Origin of the sequence: Nocardia sp. NPDC050710, assembly GCF_040654375.1 — a bacterium.
GTDB lineage: Bacteria > Actinomycetota > Actinomycetes > Mycobacteriales > Mycobacteriaceae > Nocardia.
Genome location: NZ_JBFAHV010000015.1, coordinates 157,825 through 175,925, shown reverse-complemented (window position 1 = coordinate 175,925; position 18,101 = coordinate 157,825). Strand labels below are relative to the sequence as shown.

The 18,101-nt window shown below is 67.3% G+C and carries 19 protein-coding genes; 7 read left to right on the top strand and 12 right to left on the bottom strand.

The features are described 5' to 3' along the window. Positions 1–36: 36 nt before the first annotated feature. From AB0H61_RS24290 to AB0H61_RS24270, 5 genes are all read right to left on the bottom strand, one after another. Positions 37–585: a ferritin gene (locus AB0H61_RS24290; RefSeq protein WP_357308246.1), complete on the bottom strand. Its 549-nt coding sequence runs from the start codon at positions 583–585 to the stop codon at positions 37–39. 71 nt (positions 586–656) lie between these two features. Continuing rightward, the gene (locus tag AB0H61_RS24285; protein ID WP_357308243.1) at positions 657–1,199 is read right to left on the bottom strand and encodes a ferritin; all 543 of its coding nucleotides are present in this window, start codon (positions 1,197–1,199) and stop codon (positions 657–659) included. A gap of 9 nt (positions 1,200–1,208) precedes the next feature. Then, entirely contained in the window at positions 1,209–2,549 is a 1,341-nt protein-coding gene (locus AB0H61_RS24280; protein WP_357308240.1) for an LCP family protein, read from the bottom strand. A 119-nt stretch (positions 2,550–2,668) separates the two neighbouring features. Continuing rightward, positions 2,669–3,460 (bottom strand): CPBP family intramembrane glutamic endopeptidase, encoded by a 792-nt coding sequence (locus AB0H61_RS24275; RefSeq protein WP_357308237.1) that lies wholly within the window; start codon positions 3,458–3,460, stop codon positions 2,669–2,671. Between the two features lie 134 nt (positions 3,461–3,594). Further along, positions 3,595–4,356 (bottom strand): DUF2470 domain-containing protein, encoded by a 762-nt coding sequence (locus AB0H61_RS24270; protein WP_357308234.1) that lies wholly within the window; start codon positions 4,354–4,356, stop codon positions 3,595–3,597. A gap of 149 nt (positions 4,357–4,505) precedes the next feature. Between AB0H61_RS24270 and AB0H61_RS24265 the strand changes: the two genes are divergently transcribed. The 3 genes from AB0H61_RS24265 to AB0H61_RS24255 are packed head-to-tail and all read left to right on the top strand — an operon-like array spanning position 4,506 to position 6,560. Then, a complete protein-coding gene (locus AB0H61_RS24265) occupies positions 4,506–4,937 on the top strand; it encodes a hypothetical protein (RefSeq protein WP_357308231.1) in 432 nt (143 codons plus the stop codon). A 46-nt stretch (positions 4,938–4,983) separates the two neighbouring features. Next, positions 4,984–5,898 carry a prephenate dehydratase gene (gene pheA, locus AB0H61_RS24260; protein WP_357308229.1) on the top strand — a complete coding sequence of 305 codons (915 nt, stop codon included), beginning with the start codon at positions 4,984–4,986 and terminating at the stop codon, positions 5,896–5,898. Beyond that, a complete protein-coding gene (locus AB0H61_RS24255) occupies positions 5,895–6,560 on the top strand; it encodes a histidine phosphatase family protein (RefSeq protein WP_357308226.1) in 666 nt (221 codons plus the stop codon). The genes pheA and AB0H61_RS24255 overlap by 4 nt, the downstream gene beginning before the upstream one ends. Before the next feature lie 116 nt (positions 6,561–6,676). On the opposite strand, the gene AB0H61_RS24250 is transcribed toward AB0H61_RS24255, so the two are convergent. Next, the gene (locus AB0H61_RS24250; protein ID WP_357308223.1) at positions 6,677–7,843 is read right to left on the bottom strand and encodes a helix-turn-helix transcriptional regulator; all 1,167 of its coding nucleotides are present in this window, start codon (positions 7,841–7,843) and stop codon (positions 6,677–6,679) included. Positions 7,844–8,012: 169 nt separating this feature from the next. On the opposite strand from AB0H61_RS24250, the gene AB0H61_RS24245 reads away from it, so the two are divergent. Next, the gene (locus tag AB0H61_RS24245) at positions 8,013–8,186 is read left to right on the top strand and encodes a hypothetical protein (protein ID WP_357308220.1); all 174 of its coding nucleotides are present in this window, start codon (positions 8,013–8,015) and stop codon (positions 8,184–8,186) included. Positions 8,187–8,513: 327 nt separating this feature from the next. After that, on the top strand, positions 8,514–8,735 hold the full coding sequence (locus AB0H61_RS24240) for a hypothetical protein (RefSeq protein ID WP_357308217.1): 222 nt from the start codon (positions 8,514–8,516) through the stop codon (positions 8,733–8,735). 89 nt (positions 8,736–8,824) lie between these two features. Here AB0H61_RS24240 and AB0H61_RS24235 read toward each other — a convergent pair whose 3' ends face one another. The 6 genes from AB0H61_RS24235 to AB0H61_RS24210 form a co-directional block, all read right to left on the bottom strand. Continuing rightward, positions 8,825–9,655: an ESX secretion-associated protein EspG gene (locus AB0H61_RS24235; RefSeq protein WP_357308214.1), complete on the bottom strand. Its 831-nt coding sequence runs from the start codon at positions 9,653–9,655 to the stop codon at positions 8,825–8,827. After that, entirely contained in the window at positions 9,652–10,818 is a 1,167-nt protein-coding gene (locus tag AB0H61_RS24230; RefSeq protein WP_357308211.1) for a PPE family protein, read from the bottom strand. Before AB0H61_RS24230 ends, AB0H61_RS24235 begins: the two co-directional genes overlap by 4 nt. A 44-nt stretch (positions 10,819–10,862) precedes the next feature. Next, a complete protein-coding gene (locus AB0H61_RS24225; protein ID WP_357308208.1) occupies positions 10,863–11,186 on the bottom strand; it encodes a PE domain-containing protein in 324 nt (107 codons plus the stop codon). Positions 11,187–11,428: 242 nt separating this feature from the next. Further along, a complete protein-coding gene (locus AB0H61_RS24220; RefSeq protein ID WP_357308205.1) occupies positions 11,429–11,779 on the bottom strand; it encodes a metallopeptidase family protein in 351 nt (116 codons plus the stop codon). Between the two features lie 5 nt (positions 11,780–11,784). Continuing rightward, a complete protein-coding gene (locus AB0H61_RS24215; protein WP_357308202.1) occupies positions 11,785–12,921 on the bottom strand; it encodes a septum formation family protein in 1,137 nt (378 codons plus the stop codon). 59 nt (positions 12,922–12,980) lie between these two features. Then, entirely contained in the window at positions 12,981–14,681 is a 1,701-nt protein-coding gene (locus AB0H61_RS24210; protein ID WP_357308199.1) for an aldehyde dehydrogenase family protein, read from the bottom strand. Positions 14,682–14,843: 162 nt separating this feature from the next. Here AB0H61_RS24210 and serS point away from each other — a divergent pair, with 162 nt between their 5' ends. Both serS and AB0H61_RS24200 read left to right on the top strand, forming a co-directional pair. Beyond that, positions 14,844–16,106, top strand: a complete 1,263-nt coding sequence (serS, locus tag AB0H61_RS24205; RefSeq protein WP_357308196.1) for a serine--tRNA ligase — start codon at positions 14,844–14,846, stop codon at positions 16,104–16,106. Positions 16,107–16,267: 161 nt separating this feature from the next. Beyond that, positions 16,268–18,043: a bifunctional diguanylate cyclase/phosphodiesterase gene (locus tag AB0H61_RS24200; protein ID WP_357308193.1), complete on the top strand. Its 1,776-nt coding sequence runs from the start codon at positions 16,268–16,270 to the stop codon at positions 18,041–18,043. The last annotated feature ends 58 nt before the right edge of the window (positions 18,044–18,101 follow it).

Sequence of the window (18,101 nt, the reverse complement as noted above, 5' to 3'; positions counted from 1 at the left end):
CTCGTCGCGAAGAGCTGGGCCTGTATCGCGTAATGATCAGATACTGCCGCCCGCGGTCGACGGGGCGCCGGAGGTATCGGTCGGACCACTCATTTCCCGGGCCACGAAGTTCTCCAGATCGAATAGATTCGACCCGGCGCGCTCGGCGACAGTAAGCAAGGTAGTCATATTGGCGACCTCCTCGACCTGCTCCTTCAGGAACCACTGCATGAACTGTTCGCCCAGGTAGTCGCCCTCTTCGCGGGCGGTGCTCGCGAGCTGGATTATCTGGTCGGTGACATTCTTCTCCTGCGTCAGCGCCAGTGCTATCGGCTCCCGCACATTATCGAAATGCGACTTCGCCGAGTCGACACCGGACAGTTCGATGCTGATATCCCGGTCGAGGAAGTACTGCACGATCATCATGGCGTGATTGCGCTCTTCCACCGCCTGCGCATAGAACCGCTTGGCGAGCACCGGCAGATCCGCATTGTCGAACCACACCGCGATTGCGATGTACTGATGCTCGGCATTGAATTCATGCCGGATCTGGTCGTGGAGCAGGCTGTGGAATTTGCTGCGTGGGGATTCCGGATGGCTGGACATAGCACAGAGATTATCGCTGGTCAGCCCGCGTGTCATCCAAGTACACCCTTATTGAGGCTAGTATTGCCTAATTAAATGTTTGCTGCGCCAGCCATTTTCGGGGCGGTATTGTCGGGCCGCACCGCGCCGGCCGATTCGCGGGCGATGAAGTTCTCCACGTCGAACAGATCGCCGTCCGACCGGTCGACAACCGTCAGCAACGTGGTCATCCGGGCCATGTTGTCCACCTGCTCCTTGAGGAACCATTGCACGAAGCGCTCGCCGAGGTAGTCCTTCGATTCCCGCGCCGCCTTGGCCAGGGCGGTGATCTGTGCGGTGGCGGTCCGCTCCGAGTCCAGCAGGAATGCGATTGCCGCCCGGGGTGATTCGAAATCCGAACGCACCTCGTCCAGTCCGCCGACCCGGACCCCGAGATCGCGGTCGAGCAGGTACTGCACCATCCGCAGTGCGTGTCCCCGATGCTCGCCGGACCGGCCGTAGCAATGTCTGCCCAACTGCGGCAGTCGATTCGAATCGAAGTAGACGGCTGCCGACAGATATTGCTGGGCGGAGGTGAAGCCGTGCCGGATCTGGTCGCGCAGCAGGACGGGGAATGGCTGGGCGGTATCGGACATGTGTCGACGCTACCGCGTCAACAGCTCCTCCGGGATGGGTTGATCGGAGGCCAATGAGTCGAAGAACCGACTCGCCTTGTTCTTGTCCCACACCAGCACGTTTCCGCTGTCGGTGTCGTCGAAGCCCGCGATCGGCACGGTGGTCGCCACCGTATCGCCGCGCAGCGCCCAGCCCAGTCGTCCCAGGTCCCAGAGGTGATCGTCCTCGTCGACCTTCAACGAGTCGACGGTATCGGTGGCCAAGGGCCACAGCTTGAACGGGTTGGCGAGGGTGGCGCCGCTGGTGGCCTTCTTCAACAGCGCCGCCATGAACAGGCGCTGATTGTTCATGCGGTCTATATCGGCCAGCGCGGTGGCCCGGCTGCGCACGAATCCCAGTGCCTCCGGCCCGTTCAGCTTCTGGCAGCCGGCCTGGAGGTTGATACCCGCCAGCGGATCGTCGATAGGTTTGGGCAGGCAGACGTCGATGCCACCGAGTGCGTCGACAATGCCCGCGAAACCGGCGAAACCGATCTGCGCGTAGTGGTCGATCCGCAGGCCGGTCACGGTCTCGACGGTCTGCACCAGCAGCTGTGGGCCGCCGAGTGCGAACGCGGCGTTGAGTTTGTCCTTGCCGTGGCCCGGGATGCTGACATAGGAATCGCGCGGCAGGCTCACCAGTGTGCTGTCGCCGGACTTCGGGACGTGCACCAGGATGATCGTGTCGGTGCGCTCGGGCCCGACCTCGCCGCCGGTGGCGAGCTCCCGTTCCTGTTCGGCGGTGAGGCCGCCGCGGCCGTCGGAACCGACCAGCAGCCAGTTGGTGCCCGGCGTATCACCGACCCGATCCGTATATCCGGCCAGTGCGTCGATGCGGTTGAGCTTGCCGTCGAGGTTGAACACCGCGCCGATCACCGCGAGCACGAACACCAGCAGCAGCACCAGGAACCAGCGAAACAGATGACGTTTGCGCCGCGGCCGGGGTGCGCGATCGCTCGGGCCGGGCGGCCCCCCGGCGGGCGGCGGGCCCTGGCGATAGGGCTGCGGTCGCTGGGTGGGGGCGTGCAGTTGCGGCGCGGGCTCGCGGTACGGCTCGGGCCGCCGGGTCGGTGCGTGTGCCGACTTCGATCGCGGCGGTGGATTGCGCCGGATGAGGGGTTCCTGCGGCTGCTGCGAATAGGCCAGCGGCGGCGCGTACCCGTCGTCGCGGCGCAGCACCTTGGTCGGCTCGACATGCGGAGGTCCGGGAGCCCGACGCTGCGGCGGGGGCATAGGGGGTTGCGGGCGCGGCTGGGGTTCGCGCGGGCGACCGGCGTGCGGCGGCGGTACCCGGCGTGGTGACGCGTTGAGCTGGGGGTCCTCGCCGTTCATCACTCCGACTCTACTGTTCGAATCCGCTGCGGGTGCGTGTGCCGTGGGTGGTGCTGTCACCCGCACCGGCGCCCGCATCGGGCGCTCTTTCTGAGAATCCGGTAGACCGCCCCCGCCCGTTACGGCAACCAGGAAACGTGACCCCTTAGCAATGTATAGCCGATGTAGGCCACCGCATCGATCGTCGCGTGCGCCAGGATCAGTGGCCAGAGTCGGGTGGTGCGCTGCCAGAATCGGCCGAAGATCAAGCCCATCACCAGATTTCCGAGCCCGCCGCCCAGGCCCTGGTACAGGTGGTAGCTGCCGCGCAGGAACGCCGAGGCCAGCAGCGCGGAGTTATCCGTCCAGCCGAGCCTGCGCAGCCGGGTGAGCAGATAGGCGACCACCAGCACCTCCTCGGCCACCGCATTCGCGCAGGCGGACAGGATCAGCGCGGGCAGACGCCACCAATGCTCGCCGAGTGAACTCGGCACGATGGTCACGCTCACACCCATGGCGTGCGCGATCAGGTACAGCCCGAGCCCGGGAATCCCGATGATCGCCGCCAGCGCCAGCCCGGGCAGCACATCCGAACGCCACCGGATCCGGGCCAGCCCGATCAGCCGCGGTCCGATGCCGCTGCGCCACAGCAGATACAGCCCGAGCGCCGCCCATCCGGCCAGCCGCAATGCCCCGAGCAGCTGGAACAGCAGATCGATGAGCGACTGGGTGGATCGAGAGGCGTTGAGCGCTATGGTCTTTCCCCCGACACCCCCGGGCGTGAGCGCGCTGTCGATCAGCGACAGTGCCGCGCTCACCCCGCTCAGCCCGAAGGTGACGGTGAGCACGATCGCGATCTCGATCCGGATCGCGAACCGTTCTCGCTCCGTCAACTCGGTCTCGCCCCATTCGGCACCGGACTCCGCACGCATGCGGTCGAATCTATTGCCATCCCGCCGTGCCGGATGCGGACAGCTCCGTCGGCTCGGCGACGGAATTCCTGAACCGGATGGTGAACGTGATTCGGCGAGCACGCATCGGTATCGACGCCCGGGCGGCGGTCCGGTCAGATTCGGCGTAGGCCGTTGAGGAACGGGCATCCGGCCAGGGTGCGCACGGCGCGGCTGAGCGCCTCTATATTGTCGGCCGGGGCGCTGAAGGGGAGTCGGAAGTCGTGGTCGCCGTCGTGGCCTTCGACGCGCAGTGTCACGCCGTAGCGGTCGATGGCCAGCGGGTAGACCGTGCCGGTCTGTAGCTTCGGCGGAAGATGTCGCGCGAGTTGGGCCACCACATCGCCGTGATCGGCGTCCATATGCTGTAGCCAGGCGGATTCGAGCGCGCAGAAGGGGTCGGGCCGGGCCTGGCGCAGCTGGTCGACGCAGACGGATTCGGCGCCGGTGGTATCGGCCATCACCGCCGAGTTGATCACCAGCCGCAGCAGGGTCGCCGTATGTCCGATATCGAGCAGCGCGGAGTGCGGGTGGTCCTTCGCCACGGCCGAGGCGAGTGCCCGCTGCGCCTGCGCGGGTACCAGGCGCACTACGCCGCGCAGCCAGACCAGCGCGCGCACCGGTTCGCGCAGCGGCAATGGTGCGTGATCGGTGAGCTCGAGCACCGCGGCCGCCCCGCCAGGTCCGGAGTTGCCGACCAGCACCGCGGCCATCGATGCCGTCGGCACCGCGATCACCACATCCCCGCATTGCCGCAGATGGTGCACCGAGGTGGGGGTCGGGTCGATCCCCGGCAGGGCCAGCACCGCCTGCTCCGCGTGGGCGCAGGCACTGCGCACCCGCTCGGCGGTGGTCGGTGCGACGGTCGGGTTCGGCATGCGGACCTCCGAAAGTGCGGCGGCGAATTAGGTAAACCTAAGCTAAGTCACAAGTCGTGGATCTGCAACCGCTTCCACGCTTTCCGCCGCGGGTGCCTGTCGATTCGGCCGATCTGCGGCCCGGGATGCGCACCCGCTACGGTGGGCGGGTGGTAGACGCAGCGGCAGGGCACGGATCGGGCGGTGAACCGGTGTTGGTGTCGTTGAGCGCACCCGCCCGGCGCAGTCTGGTCGACGGCCTGGTGCGTCCCCCGGGTTCCGGTGGCGCGGAATCCGTTCCGATCATCGACGCGGATCGTCCCGATCGGGAACTGGCCGATTTCTTCGCGGAGATCGCGCACACCGATACCGGATTCGTGGCCCGCACCGACGATGGCGACCGCGCGCTGGCAATCGTCGCGGCAACCGCGGCCGCGCTGTGCGGCGAGGATATTCGCGCGGCACTCGAGCGGCCGGATATCGCCTTCCTCACCGCACTGAAACCGCCTGCTATCGAGGCTTTACGTGGTGTACTGCTTGCCATCGAGACCGATTCGCCCGATACGGTGACCGGCGCGCTGCATATTCTCACCGCTGACTAGCCGCGATCTCGGAGCATCCTCGCGTCGCGCCAGTAATCTCGTAGGCGTGCCGCGAATCGCGTACTTCGGACCTACTGGAACGTTCACCGAGATGGCTCTGGCCAAGCTCGAGTCCTCGGGCGCCTTCGACGCGCCGGTCGAGCGGGTCGCGGCGCAGAGTCAGGGCGCCGCGCTCGAACTGATCCGGTCCGGGGACGTCGACGGTGCGGTGGTGCCGATCGAGAGTTCGGTGGAGGGTTCGATTTCGGCCACCCTGGATTCCCTGGCCATCGGGCCTCGGCTACAGATCGTCGCCGAGACCGAACTCGAGGTGAGCTTCACCATCCTGGCCCGGACCGGCACCGAACTCGCCGACGTGCGATTGCTGGCCGCCTATCCGGTGGCGGGCGCGCAGGTGCGGATGTGGGTCGCGCGACATCTGCCGAATGTGGAGATCTACACCTCGACCTCCAATGCCGCCGCCGCCGAGGATGTGGTGGCCGGGCACGCCGACGCCGCGGTGTCGACCGCCCTGGCCGGTGAGCGGCTCGGACTCGTCGCGCTGGCCTCCGGGGTGGCCGATGTCGAGCATGCGATCACCCGTTTCGTGCTGGTCACTCAGCCCCGCGTGGCGCCGGCCCCGACCGGCGCGGACCGCACCTCCATTGTGCTGGAATTGCTGAACGAACCCGGCTCGCTGATGCGGGCGTTCGCCGAGTTCGCGACGCGCGGCATCGATCTCACCAGGATCGAATCCCGGCCCACCCGAACGGGTATGGGCACCTACCGGTTCTATCTCGACTGCGTCGGACATATCGACGACACCGCGGTGGCCGAGGCGCTCAAGGCGCTGCACCGCACGGCCCGGATCCGATTCCTCGGATCGTGGCCCGCCACCTCGGCCACCGGAACTCCACCGCCCTCGGATGAGGCGGCCGCGGAGTGGCTGATCCAATTACGAAAGGGGGTGGCGGACCTATGACGGGCAAACTGATCCTGGTCCGGCACGGCGAGACCGAAGGCAATGTCGCCAAGATTCTCGATACCAGGGTGCCCGGCCTACCGTTGACCGAACGCGGTGCGGCACAGGCGAAAACCTTCGGATCGACACTGCTGGCGCCACCTCGGGCACTGTTCTCCTCGGCGGCGCTGCGTGCCAAGCAGACCGCGGGCTATATCGAGGCGGCCACCGGCGTGCCGTCGGTGATCATCGACGGCGTGCACGAGGTGCAGGTGGGCGATATGGAGGGCATGGGCGACGCCGAATCGCACGCGATCTTCCAGCGCGTCTATCGGGCCTGGCACGAGGGCGATCTGGCGCAGCGCCCACCGGGCGGGGAATCCGGTTACGAGGTACTCGCCCGCTTCCTGCCGGTGATCGAGACCCTGCGCACCGAATATCTCACCCAAGGCCGGGATGGTGGCGACGTGGTGCTGGTAAACCACGGCGCGGCAATGCGATTGGTATCCCGCACACTGGCGGGTGTTTCGCCGCCGTTCACCACGAACAACCACCTCGACAACACCGAGACCATCGAGCTGGTGCCCCGGGTCGACGGCGGCTGGGAGTGCATCCGCTGGGGCCGGTTCGTGCCACCGTTCGGCTATGAGGTCGCCCCCACCGGCGACGACCCGATGGGTTGAATCGGCGCTACTGCGCCCGGTGAGCCGAAAATGGTCGAGCAGCGCCCGGGCGGCGACGGTGAAGCCGTCGGAGGCGGCGCGACCGAGTCTCGCCGGTAGGCCATGGGCATCGATAGTCAGATGGCCGATCCCAGCCAAGCTGCGAATCCGACCAGGCTGTCCGACTGTCGTCGCTGTGTGGCGGCGATGCCATACACGGTTTCCCGGACCGAGGGATGTAGACGGGTCTGCTGGGGCGCTGCGGCACGCGCCTTGTTGAGAGCCGCGAGCGCTTGATCCGGCTTGCCGATCAGCAGCCAAGCACGTGCGTTGTCCTGCCAGTGGTGCGCGATTCGAGTCGGCGGTGCGCCGCGAGGGTAGGTGAGACTCGCGCCTTCCAGCGCGGCTTTGTTGGCGTCACCGGCCTCCAGTTCGATGGCATGTGCATGGATATCGACGTTGAGCGGACCGAACGCCGTCATGTACAGATCCGTTTCGCCGGTATGGGCGGTGAATTCCCGCGCCGCCCGTACGTGTTCGAGCGCGCCCTGGTAATTGAGCTTGCGCGCTTCGTTGATCGCCCCGGCAAGGTGTGAGTAGCCGGCCAAAACCATTCCGGCTCTGTCGGTATCGTCGGCCGCCTCGATGGCTGAATCGATCAGCTGTGCCGCAACTTCGGATTCGCCGTAATGGGTCAGCACACGAGCGCGGGCAAGCGCTGAGAACGCGCCATAGTTCGGATCGTCGGCCAACGGGGCATAAACGTCGGCGAGATCGAGGGCGGGGAGCGCGAGCATCAGGTGTCCGATGCGCCGTGCGGACCACTCCGCCAAGACATAGGAGGAGGTCAACAATGTATACGCGTATGCTTTCCGGTCGCCGGACAGCTCGCGTACCGCACCATGTATCCGGCGAATCAGATCCGGCAAGAGCTCGATCGTCTGACGGGTGCGGTCACGGCGGTAAAGCTGTTGTGCGGCGGTCAGTTCCGCTTCGATCTGCGCCAATTGACCGGGCGGCTCGGTAGCTCGTGCATAACGTCCTTCGGCCAGCAGTATCGACAGTTCGTTCACTGCGTCGGACAACGGCTTTCCGTCATCGTAGGGCGCCCCGGTGAGCTGTTCGGGTGTTATCCGCAGCGCTCGTGCCACTGCGGAAATGAAACCCGGGCTCGCGACCTCGCGGCCCTGTTCAACCGCCTTGACCATGCTCAAGCTATAGGTGGCACGGGTTGCCAACTGGTGTTGGCTCAGCCCGGCAATCTTTCGCTCTGCGGCAATCCGCTCGCCCACGTGCTGGCCCATACTTCGAGCGTAGATCGATAGGCTCGCCGTGTCTTACTTCTGTTCCTTCACTGTCCTTTCAGCGGCGCTCCAGCGGCGAAGCTCGAAACCGCCTCCTCGCCGGGTCGATACCATGCTCGCATCGGTCCCCGGCGGCGGGTGCTCACCAACCACGACAGGGAGGCGCGGGATGGGGCCGGACGACCAGCGCGACGAGTTCGCGGCGACGCTCGAGGCACTGATTGCCGACGGCTGGATTGTGGAGTGCGACAGCAAAGCTGACACGGTGCGGCGGATCACCGAGCGTAGAATGCATCCTGCGTCACCGAGCGGGAGTGATGCCGTGAGCGGGGCGGCGCAGTGAGCGGCGCGAGGGCCGGGTGCGACTGCGGTCCGTGGATCAAGTTGTCACACTGCGGGGTCGGGAAGTTCGATGGACGCACCGGTGCCTTGGTGGAGGTCGTCTGCCCGTCACGGTTCTGCATGACCTGGGTGCGGCTGGTCGGTGGGAAGATCGCTGCGCATACAGCGGGGAACAATGCGCCCGTGCCCGGTGGTTGTCCCTGGATCGGCACACGGGTGATCGACAACCGCGCGGACTACGCAATGCGGCTGACCCGCCGGGGGCAGCGATGACGAAGGTGGTGAGCTGGCCCACCAGGTGCGCGACCACGAGTGGCACCGGTGAATCATGTTGAACGGTGCGCTATCTCCTCGTCCCGAGGAGTCCGACGTACATCTGAGCGTATACCTACACGGTGCACGCTTCGACTTCGCCGCCTGCCTGACCGCCGCATTGATCTTCGTCCAGGAACATCAGGCCCGCCATTACCTCGGTGCGGTGGATGTCATCCCCGGCGATTCCACTGGCCTCCCACGCCTACCCGGCGAACGGCTCTACCTCGAACCATGAACGAGCACCGTCCGTGGTCCCGGAGTACGGCTAGGACGGGCGACTGCGGCCAGGACACAACCCTGGCCGATGCCGCGATCAGCGGTGCGTCAGACGGGTTTTTTCGCGGGCGGGAAGTCTTCGCGCTCCGGCAGGGAGTTCATCAGGTCCAGGAGGGCCTGGCGAAGCCGGGCGTTGGTGCCGCTGCTGATCGACGACCACTTGGTGCCGTCGTCGGCCACGCTGGCGGTGATGATGAAACGTCCACCGCGGGTGTTGAAGATGGCGATGTGATTGTCGGCGATGTCGCGGGTGCCGTCACCGTATACGACGCCGGAAATCTGGACGTGCGAGTGGATCTCGACCAGTGCCGAGGCCAGCACCTGCGCGTCGCGCGCGGGGTTGCAGACCTTCGCAAGCCGGTTCGCCGTCGCCGCGGCATCCCCGGTATCACCGAAAATCGGTGCGAGCAGCTCGGTTTGGGCATTCATACCGGCGAGTTCGAGCGCCTCGGCGGGGCCGAGCGCCGCGATGATGGGGCCGGGCAGGTCTTCCTCGACCTCGTCGATGACATAGGACTCGGGCCCGCGAAGGGCGACGACCACCATGTCGTCACCCTTCGCGAGACACATCCGACTCACCTGGCCCTCGACGACCAGCCGCAGCGCCAGCACCCAGTGGGGGCGATTGAGCGTCCGCAGTCGGTCTTCGAGTTCCCGGTGGACCGCACCGTCGATCAGCAGATCCCGATCGACGAGCGACTGGGAGGCCACTTTCATCGCGGCATCGTGGTCGTTCAGGTTGTCGTAGCGACCCATCGCCTGAAGCACGACGGGCATCTCGTCGGTCTCCAATTCCTCCATCAGGAATTGCATCTCGTCGAGTGACAACACGACGCCCTCGAGCATCGATGGGCCGCGGCCCGCACCCAGAATGGTCACTTAACCGTCCCGGAGGCGCCGATCACGCCGTCCGCTGCGTAGCGGCCGTCGTTGAAGTGGTCGGCCCGCAGGTAGTCCGCGGTCTTGTGCTCGTTCTCCTCGTCCTCGCCGCTGCGCGCGTTGCCCAGCAGCGGGCTGCCCGAGGGCGTGGTCGACCGGACCGGGGCCGCGTCGATGCGCGGTACGACGGTGTCGGTGACCGGGGCCGCCGCGGCGGTGGAGCCGATCGCGGCGCCCGCGCCCCAGCCTTCGGGGAGCTTGAGCGAGCCGTTGTTCAGGTTGACCGTGACACCCGGCGAGGTCGCCGCCGACCGCGTTGTCGCACCGGCAGCCCCCGCACCCGCACCCGCGGCGCCCATACCCATCATCATCGGCATCGAGGCCGCACCGCCCACACCGGGCGCGGCCGCGCTGGTGACGGCGGAAATGGCACTCGCACCGAGGTTTCCGACCGTGCTGACACCACCGGTGGCGATGGTGCCCGCGACATTGGCGACCTGGGTCGCGGCGCTCGCGATGGCGGGGTTGTTCACCGCCGAGATGGCGGCCCCGATCGCGGCTTGTACCGGATCACCCTGGAATGCCGTCTCGGCCGACTGGGACGGGTCGGCGGTGCCCGCGCCATTGGCGATCGGCGGCGGGTTGACGAATTCGCCCGGTGTCACCACGACCGCGGTAGTCGCGGCCTCGTAGGTCTCCATCACCATCGCGGCGCGAATGTCCATGGCGTGCTTGACGACTTCGGCGGCCTCCAGCGCGCCGGAGACGGCGCCGGGCGGGTTCATCGACGCCATGACGGCGCCGTTGGTGGCGACGATCTCCGGCAGGCTCGGCATGGCGAGCGAGGCGACGGTGTACGCGGTCGCGTTGGATGCCGCCTTGGCGCCCATGGTCGCGGCCATCACGCCCTGCTGTTCGGCCCACCCGGTGAATCCGACAAGCCGCGACAGCGCGGCGATACCGTTGACACCCTGCATGCCGACGCCGAGTTCGGCCATCACGCGGGTCACGGTGGCGGTCGCGTCCACCCAGGCGGCGGTGAGCCCGCCCCACGCGGTGGCCGCGGCCGAGATCGGGATCGCGTGCGAGCCGGTATTGAGCAGGGTGGAGTTCACCTCTGCCATACGGGGCAGCCAGAACACCCCGGTGATTCCTGCGGTCATCTTCGTTTCTCCCCTTTTTTCGTAATCAGCGCGAGGTCAGCGGCTTACGCGCCGATGGTTCCGGCGACCGCGTTCATGATGCCGTGCTTGACCGCATCCTCACCGAGGTGCGTGGCCAACTGGATGCGCAGCACCGCGGCGGCGTGGTGCAGCTCGAGAATCCCCTGCGCGACCGCCTGGTCGTGCGTTCCCGCGGCCTTGTTGAAATGCGATGCGGCGTGCAGCGACACCTCGTCGGCGCCGGAGGGGAGGACGTGCGTCGCGGGCGCGGTGACCGCGGCGGCGGCGGCCAGTCGTTCGGCGAGCAGATCCAGCTCGGCTGCGGCGGCGAGGACGGCTTCGGGTGCGATGTTTACCAGGCCAACCATGACTCGACTCCTTCTAGTGGCGGCTATGGGGCGGAACCACGAGAATTCCCCCTTCGAGTGATAGGACGCGACAGCGATGCAATCGGTTCCATCGAATCCCCTACTTCTTTTGCGATCTTGCCCAGCTGTCGCCGAACTCGCAAGACTCACACGCCGTTCGAGGTATCCCCGTGTCGGACACCCCAGTTGAGACACGGTAGTTGAGACATGACCGGCGAGATCCGTCTACAGCTTGGTAAAGATTATCCCCATCCCAGCTCATGCAGACGGTCTTCGTCAATCCCGAAATAGTGTGCGATCTCATGGATCACGGTGATCGCGACCTCTTCCACGACCTCGTTCTCGTCACCGCAGATCTCCAGGATCGCGTCCTGGTAGATGGTGATCGTGTCGGGTAGCGATCCGCCGTAGTGGCTGTCGCGTTCGGTGAGTGCGATCCCGTGGTAGAGCCCGAGCAGATGCGGGTCTTCCGGATTGCGTGACTCGATGAGCACGACCACATTATCGATGGCTCGGGTCAGCTCCGGCGGAATCGTGTCGAGCGCGTCGCCGACCAATTCCTCGAACCGATCGGCGGACATGGAGACCGGCATCCGGCCTACCGGGGTCGCGGCTGCGGCGGCAACGGCGCGGCGCCGGGCAGCGGGGCGGGTGTCGAGCGTCCCGAGTTCGGCGGCGGCACCGGCGCCTGGCCATCGATCAGGATGTCACCCCGCGCCGATCCGGTGATCGGGGCGAAACCTTCGCGGTCGGCGCCCTTGCCGATCATGCAGTCCAGCTTGCGGCTACCGGCCAGCCAACTGCGCGCGTCGAGGTAGTCGAAGAACAGGGTCAGCGTCTTGTTGCGCACCGCGTCCGGGGAGCCGAGGTAGTCGGTCGCCGCCCGGGTGCATTCCTCCTCGACGAAGCGGTCCTGCTCCTCCTTGGCGGGCGGCGCGCCGGGGAAGCGGGCGGCGAGGTCGACGGTGGCGATGATCTCGACCGCGTGCGCCTGCGCGCAGTCCACCGGGTCGGTGGGCAGGTTCTGGTTGATTCCCAAGCAGATGCCCGCCTCGAAGACCTTGGACTGGTCGTGCTCGGTCGCGCTACCGGCGGATTGCAGCGGGTTGCCGGTGCTGCCCGAGAACTGCAGGCCGCAGCGCAGTGTGCGGTCCCCGTGCTTCCAGCCGTCCGGACTCGGGTACATCAGGCCGACCACGTACCGTCCGCGCGGGTCGAAGCGCCCGTTCATGTACTGCTGCACCGCGGGGACGCAGTGCTCCTCCTTGAGCTCGGTCAGCCGCAGCGAATCCGGGAACCGCGAGCCGGTGCCGAACTCCACGCCGGGGTACTTGCTCATGTCGACATCGGCCGCGACCTCGAACAGGTGCTTATTCGAGCAGGCCACCTTCACCAGGTCGGAACGATCCTGTTTGGTCCAGCTCAGGCAGTCGCCGCGGGCGGCGGTGCCGAACTCCTTGTCGAGCACGGTCTGCGCGGGTGCGCCCGGGTTGTGCGCCTCCAGCCCCGCCTCATTGTCGAAGCCGGTGATGAACAGGCCGATCAGGGATGCGATCACGGCGCCCGCCGCGACGGCGAGCAGCACCCAGCGCAATGTCGGCGCGGACAGATGCACGCTGCCACCGGAGACCGCGTTGCGGTCGATGATCAGCGACTGCGGGAACGAACCGGCGCGCGAACCACCCGACTGCGACTCGGGCGTCGGCGAATCCTGGGGCACATCATCGGTGGACATTGCGGTACATCATGGCAGCGTCCGATCAACGATGCCACGACCTGGTGCGATCCGGCCGGTCACCCGCGGAATGCGGAGAGGAACAATCCGGGCAATCGCGCCGGATTGGCGTCGGCGTAGAACTCGGTGAGTTTGCGCCCGGTCTCGGCGGCGGTGGAGTTGGTGACGAACCACGGTGGTTTCGGCGAGAGTGCGAGCTCGCCGCCGAGCAGTGAGCGTGGCACGGGCCGGAACGGTCCGCGCACCACCGTGCGCTCCACGTCGTCGAGCAGGAAGGCATTGTGCACCACGCCGATTCCGCTCTGTACATCCGCCAGGGTATGTCCCGGGAAGGCGCCCCAGGAGGCGCGCGGCGCCAGGAACGCGAGCCCGGTCCAGGCGTTCACCGCGACAGTGCCGTACCGCAGCCGCTCGATCGCCCGGTCGAAGGCGATGCCGAGCCTGCGGATGGTCTCCGGAGCGGCGAGCACATTGGCCCCGAGCGTGCCGGTGAGTTCGGAATTCGCGAAATCGACCGCACGCGCCAGAAAGTCGCCGCCCGAATAGGGCAGTTCGACCACGCCGAGCACCGGGGAGAAGTACTCGGTGCTCAGCAGCGGGGTCTCGGCGCGCGGCAGCTGATCGATGAGTACGCGGCCCGAGCCGAGCCGCTCCGCCTCCGGGTACGCGGCCAGCGCGTCGGCGACCCGGCCGTCGCTGCCCGGGTAGTACGCGGCGCGCTGCGGGGCCAGCTCCAGCGCGGCCCGCAGCTCGTTCAGGAATTTGTCCTTGAGCCGCCAGCCCTCGCTGAGCACCACCGCCTGCGCGGCGACGCAGTTGTAACCGCCGTTGTGCAGCCGCTGGGTGGCGACATGTTCGGCCTGGAAGCGCAGGTCGGCGTCGGACCAGTCGCCGGGCACCACGATGGTGGGGGAGACACCGCCGAGCTCACTGGTGATCGGTTTGTCCAGCAGCGGCTTGCCGTCCTGCTTACGCTGCGCGCCCTCCGGACCCGATCCCCACACGATCGCGTCGTGGGTGTGCGCGCTGCCGGTCATGTGCACATGCGCGACCTCGGGATGACGCACCAGGTAGCCGCCCGCCTCCGCGCCGCCGGCCAGGATCCGCAGCACACCGAGTTCCAACAGCGGCGCGAAGATCATCTCGAAGACCGTGAACAGCGGATCGGTGATCGGATTCAGCTTGAGCGCGACCACCCGGTTGTGCGCGAACAGCTCGTACAGCGCGTCCAGCGGCGGGATGGAGGTGATATTGCCCGCGCCGAGGACCGCGCCGATGCCGCCGGTCGCGGTCGGATCGAGCTGGGCGAGCCCGGCCCGCCTGCGCGCGGTTTCGGCGTCCACCCCCTGCCGCAGCCACACCTCACCCCGGAAGCCGCTGAGCAGCAGACGATCATAGATGTCCAGCGGCAGAATCGGCACCGCCACCCGATCGCCCGGCGCCTGCGTGAGTGTGACGCCGTCGAGGGGACTGCGCCCCTGTTCCAGCGCGCTCAGCGTGGCCGAGAGCGCGGCGGTGGCCTGGAGCATGGCGAGTGGACCGGACATCCACTCCTCGCCGACCAACGGCGACCCGGCGTCCAGCTGCTTGATGGTGCGGGCCGCGCGCACCCAGTCCTCGGCGTAGCGGCCGGTGCGCAGATGGATCACGTCGAGCAGTTCACGGCGCTTGCGCAGCGGGGTCTGGGCCCATGCCTTCTCGCCCGCGGCCAGGTCGGCCAATGCGTTGTCGATGGTGGTTTCGTCGAAAGTCGTGGCCACACCTCAACTATGCGCGCCACGCGACGTGTGCGGCGTCACTACCACGGATATCGGCCTGAAACCGCGATCGGACGCCCGCCGGACCAGTCTCTCGGCTGCGCTCGGCCTCGGCGCGGGCTGCGGGCGGACCGCGTCCGGCGGCGCCTACTAGGCTGGTTACCCATGATCGACCTCCGATTCCTGCGGGACGACCCCGAAGCGGTCCGCGCCTCGCAGCGCGCCCGTGGTGAAGACCCGGCCCTCGTCGACGCCCTGCTCGAGGCGGACGCGGCGCGTCGCGCGGCGGTGGCCACCGCCGACAATCTGCGCGCTGAGCACAAGGCCATGGGCAAACTGGTCGGCAAGGCGTCCAAGGAGGAACGGCCCACCCTGCTCGCGCAGGCGCAGGAGATGTCGGTCAAGGTCAAGGAGGCCGAGGCCGCCCAGCACGCGGCCGACGCCGATCTGGACGCCGCGCACCGCGCCCTGTCGAATGTGGTGCAGGAGGGTGCGCCCGCGGGCGGCGAGGACGACTACATCGTGCTGGAAACCGTCGGCACGCCACGGCAATTCGACTTCGAGCCGAAGGATCATCTCGAGCTCGGCGAATCGCTGGGCCTGATCGATATGGAGCGCGGCGCGAAGGTTTCGGGCGCCCGGTTCTACTTCCTCACCGGCTACGGCGCCCTGTTGCAGCTGGGGCTGCTGCAATTGGCCGCCCAGCGGGCGGTGGCCAACGGTTTCACCATGATGATCCCTCCGGTGCTGGTGCGCCCCGAGGTGATGGCGGGCACCGGGTTCCTCGGTCAGCATTCGGCCGAGGTCTACCACCTCGCCGACGATGATCTCTACCTGGTCGGCACCTCGGAGGTGCCGCTGGCCGGCTACCACTCGGGCGAGATCCTGGACCTGAGCGCGGGCCCGAAGCGGTACGCGGGCTGGTCGTCGTGCTTCCGGCGCGAGGCGGGCAGCTACGGCAAGGACACCCGCGGCATCATCCGGGTGCACCAGTTCGACAAGGTCGAGATGTTCGTCTACACGACGCCCGAGCAGGCCGAGGCCGAACACCGGCGGCTGCTCGCTTGGGAGCGGGACATGCTCGCCGCCGTCGAGGTGCCTTATCGGATCATCGACGTCGCAGCCGGTGATCTCGGCAGTTCGGCCGCGCGCAAGTTCGATTGCGAGGGTTGGGTTCCCACACAGCAGACCTACCGCGAGCTCACCTCGACCTCGAACTGCACCACCTTCCAGGCCCGTCGCCTGAGCGTGCGTTACCGCGACGAGAATGGAAAGCCGCAGATCGCAGCCACTTTGAACGGCACACTGGCGACCACGCGATGGATCGTCGCGATGCTGGAGAACCACCAGCAGGCCGACGGTTCGGTGCGGGTGCCCGCGGCGTTGGTGCCATTCGTGGGCACCGAAGTGCTGACCCCGCCGAAGTGACCAACAGGTAAATAGCTATCGGTTCGCCCAGTCGGATTACCGGGATGTGGCAACCGACCAGATCCGTTGTGTTTAGGCTATTCCCCGTGCGAGGAATCGGGGCGCGCGGCGATACCCGAACCCGGGTGCGGGCGGCATCGGCGCTAGCGACGGCTATGGTCATGGCTCGGACCACCGGGGCGTTCTACGTCATGGGTGGTGTGCTGGGCTTGGTGATCACTGCCATCGCCCCGGGCGATGAGGGTAATCGACCGTTGGTCGGCACAGCGGCAGCCATTGCGCTGGTGCTGGGTCTCACGCTGCTCGCGTGGGGTCCGCGGATGCCGCACGGCATCCATCACGCGTATGTGGCCATCGCGACGGTGCTGGTGACGGTGGCGGTGCATTCGTTCCCGAATACCGTCGGCGCGATCAGCCTCGCCTCGTTCTATGTCTTCGTGGCCTGCGATGCCGCGCTGTTCTTCCGGTGGTCACAGGCGGCGGCGCATATCGCCTTCGCGATGGTGCTGTGCCTGTGGGTGCTGCCGACCCGTGACCTGCCGTGGTGGTCCGGGATGATCCCGGCGGGCGTCACCTTCGGCGTCGGCGTCGTGGTCGGCATCCTGACCCGGATGGCCTCCGAGGCCGATATCGATGTGCTCACCGGTTTGCTGAACCGGCGTGGTTTCGACAGGGCGCTGAACTCGGCGATCGAGCTCGCGTCCCGCACCGGGCAGGGGCTTTCGCTGGTGCTCGTCGACCTCGACCGCTTCCAGAAGATCAACGACCATCTCGGACATCGGGCCGGGGACGCGGTGCTACAGCGGGTCGCCGACACCTGGTCCAAGGTGCTCGCGCCCGAACAGCGCCTGGCCCGATACGGCGGCGACGCATTCGCGTTGCTGTTGCCGAATACCACCGAGCAGGCCGCGATCCTGCTCACCGAGCAATTGCGCGCCGCGGTCACCACCGGCTGTTCCGCGGGTGTCACCTCGTGGCAGCCGGGGGAGTCGGGCTCGCTGCTGGTGAGCCGGGCGGATGTCGGGCTCTACCGGGCCAAGCAGGCGGGCCGCAACCGCACCGTGCTGGAGTCGTCGCGGCAGCTGCCGCTCGCGGTGGAACTGCGCGAGGCGATCGACCGGGGCGCGCTGGACGTGCACTACCAGCCGATCGTCAGCCTCACCGAGGGCGGCGGCAAGGCGGTCGGTGTCGAAGCGCTGCTGCGCTGGTCGCCGAGTGCGCAGCCGGATGTCACCACCGAGGGACTGATCCGGATCGCCGAGGAATACGACCTCATCTCCGATCTGGACGAGCTGGTGTTGCGTCGTGCCTGCGCCGATGCCGCCCGGCTACAGGAGACCTTCGCACAGCTGGATCTGACCCTGAATGTCAACGTCAGCGGACTCGAGCTGGCCGAAACCGGTTATGCGGACCGGGTTTCCGGCATCCTGGCCAGCACCGGCTGGCCCGCCGACCAGCTCGTGCTCGAGGTCACCGAGAGCGAGCTGGCGGCCGAATCGCAGACGGCCATCGCGAATCTGCACATCCTGCGCGAGCGCGGCGTGCGGATCGCCATCGACGATTTCGGCACCGGGTATTCCTCGCTGAGCCGCCTGGCGACTTTGCCCAGCGACATCCTCAAGGTGGACCAGTCCTTCGTCGCCGCCATCCGCTCGGACTCCCCGGCTCCGCCGCTGCTCGGCGTCATCGCGGCGCTCAGCAGCGCGCTGGATCTCCAGGTGATCGCCGAGGGCGTGGAGACCGAATACCAGGCCGCGGTGCTCACCGAACTCGGCTTCGCACTCGCCCAGGGCTACCACTACAGCGATTCCCATCCGGTATCGGAGCTGATCAGCGATCTGAACGAGGGGCAGGGGCGGGTCAGCCCCGGCAACCCGGATCTCGAGCTCAACGGTGACGCCAGGCACGCCGCCAATGGCTGGCTGCCGCTCGGATAATCGCTTGACGCGCCCCGGTCGCATGGATGAAGGTAGTCACATGCGTTTGCTCATCTAC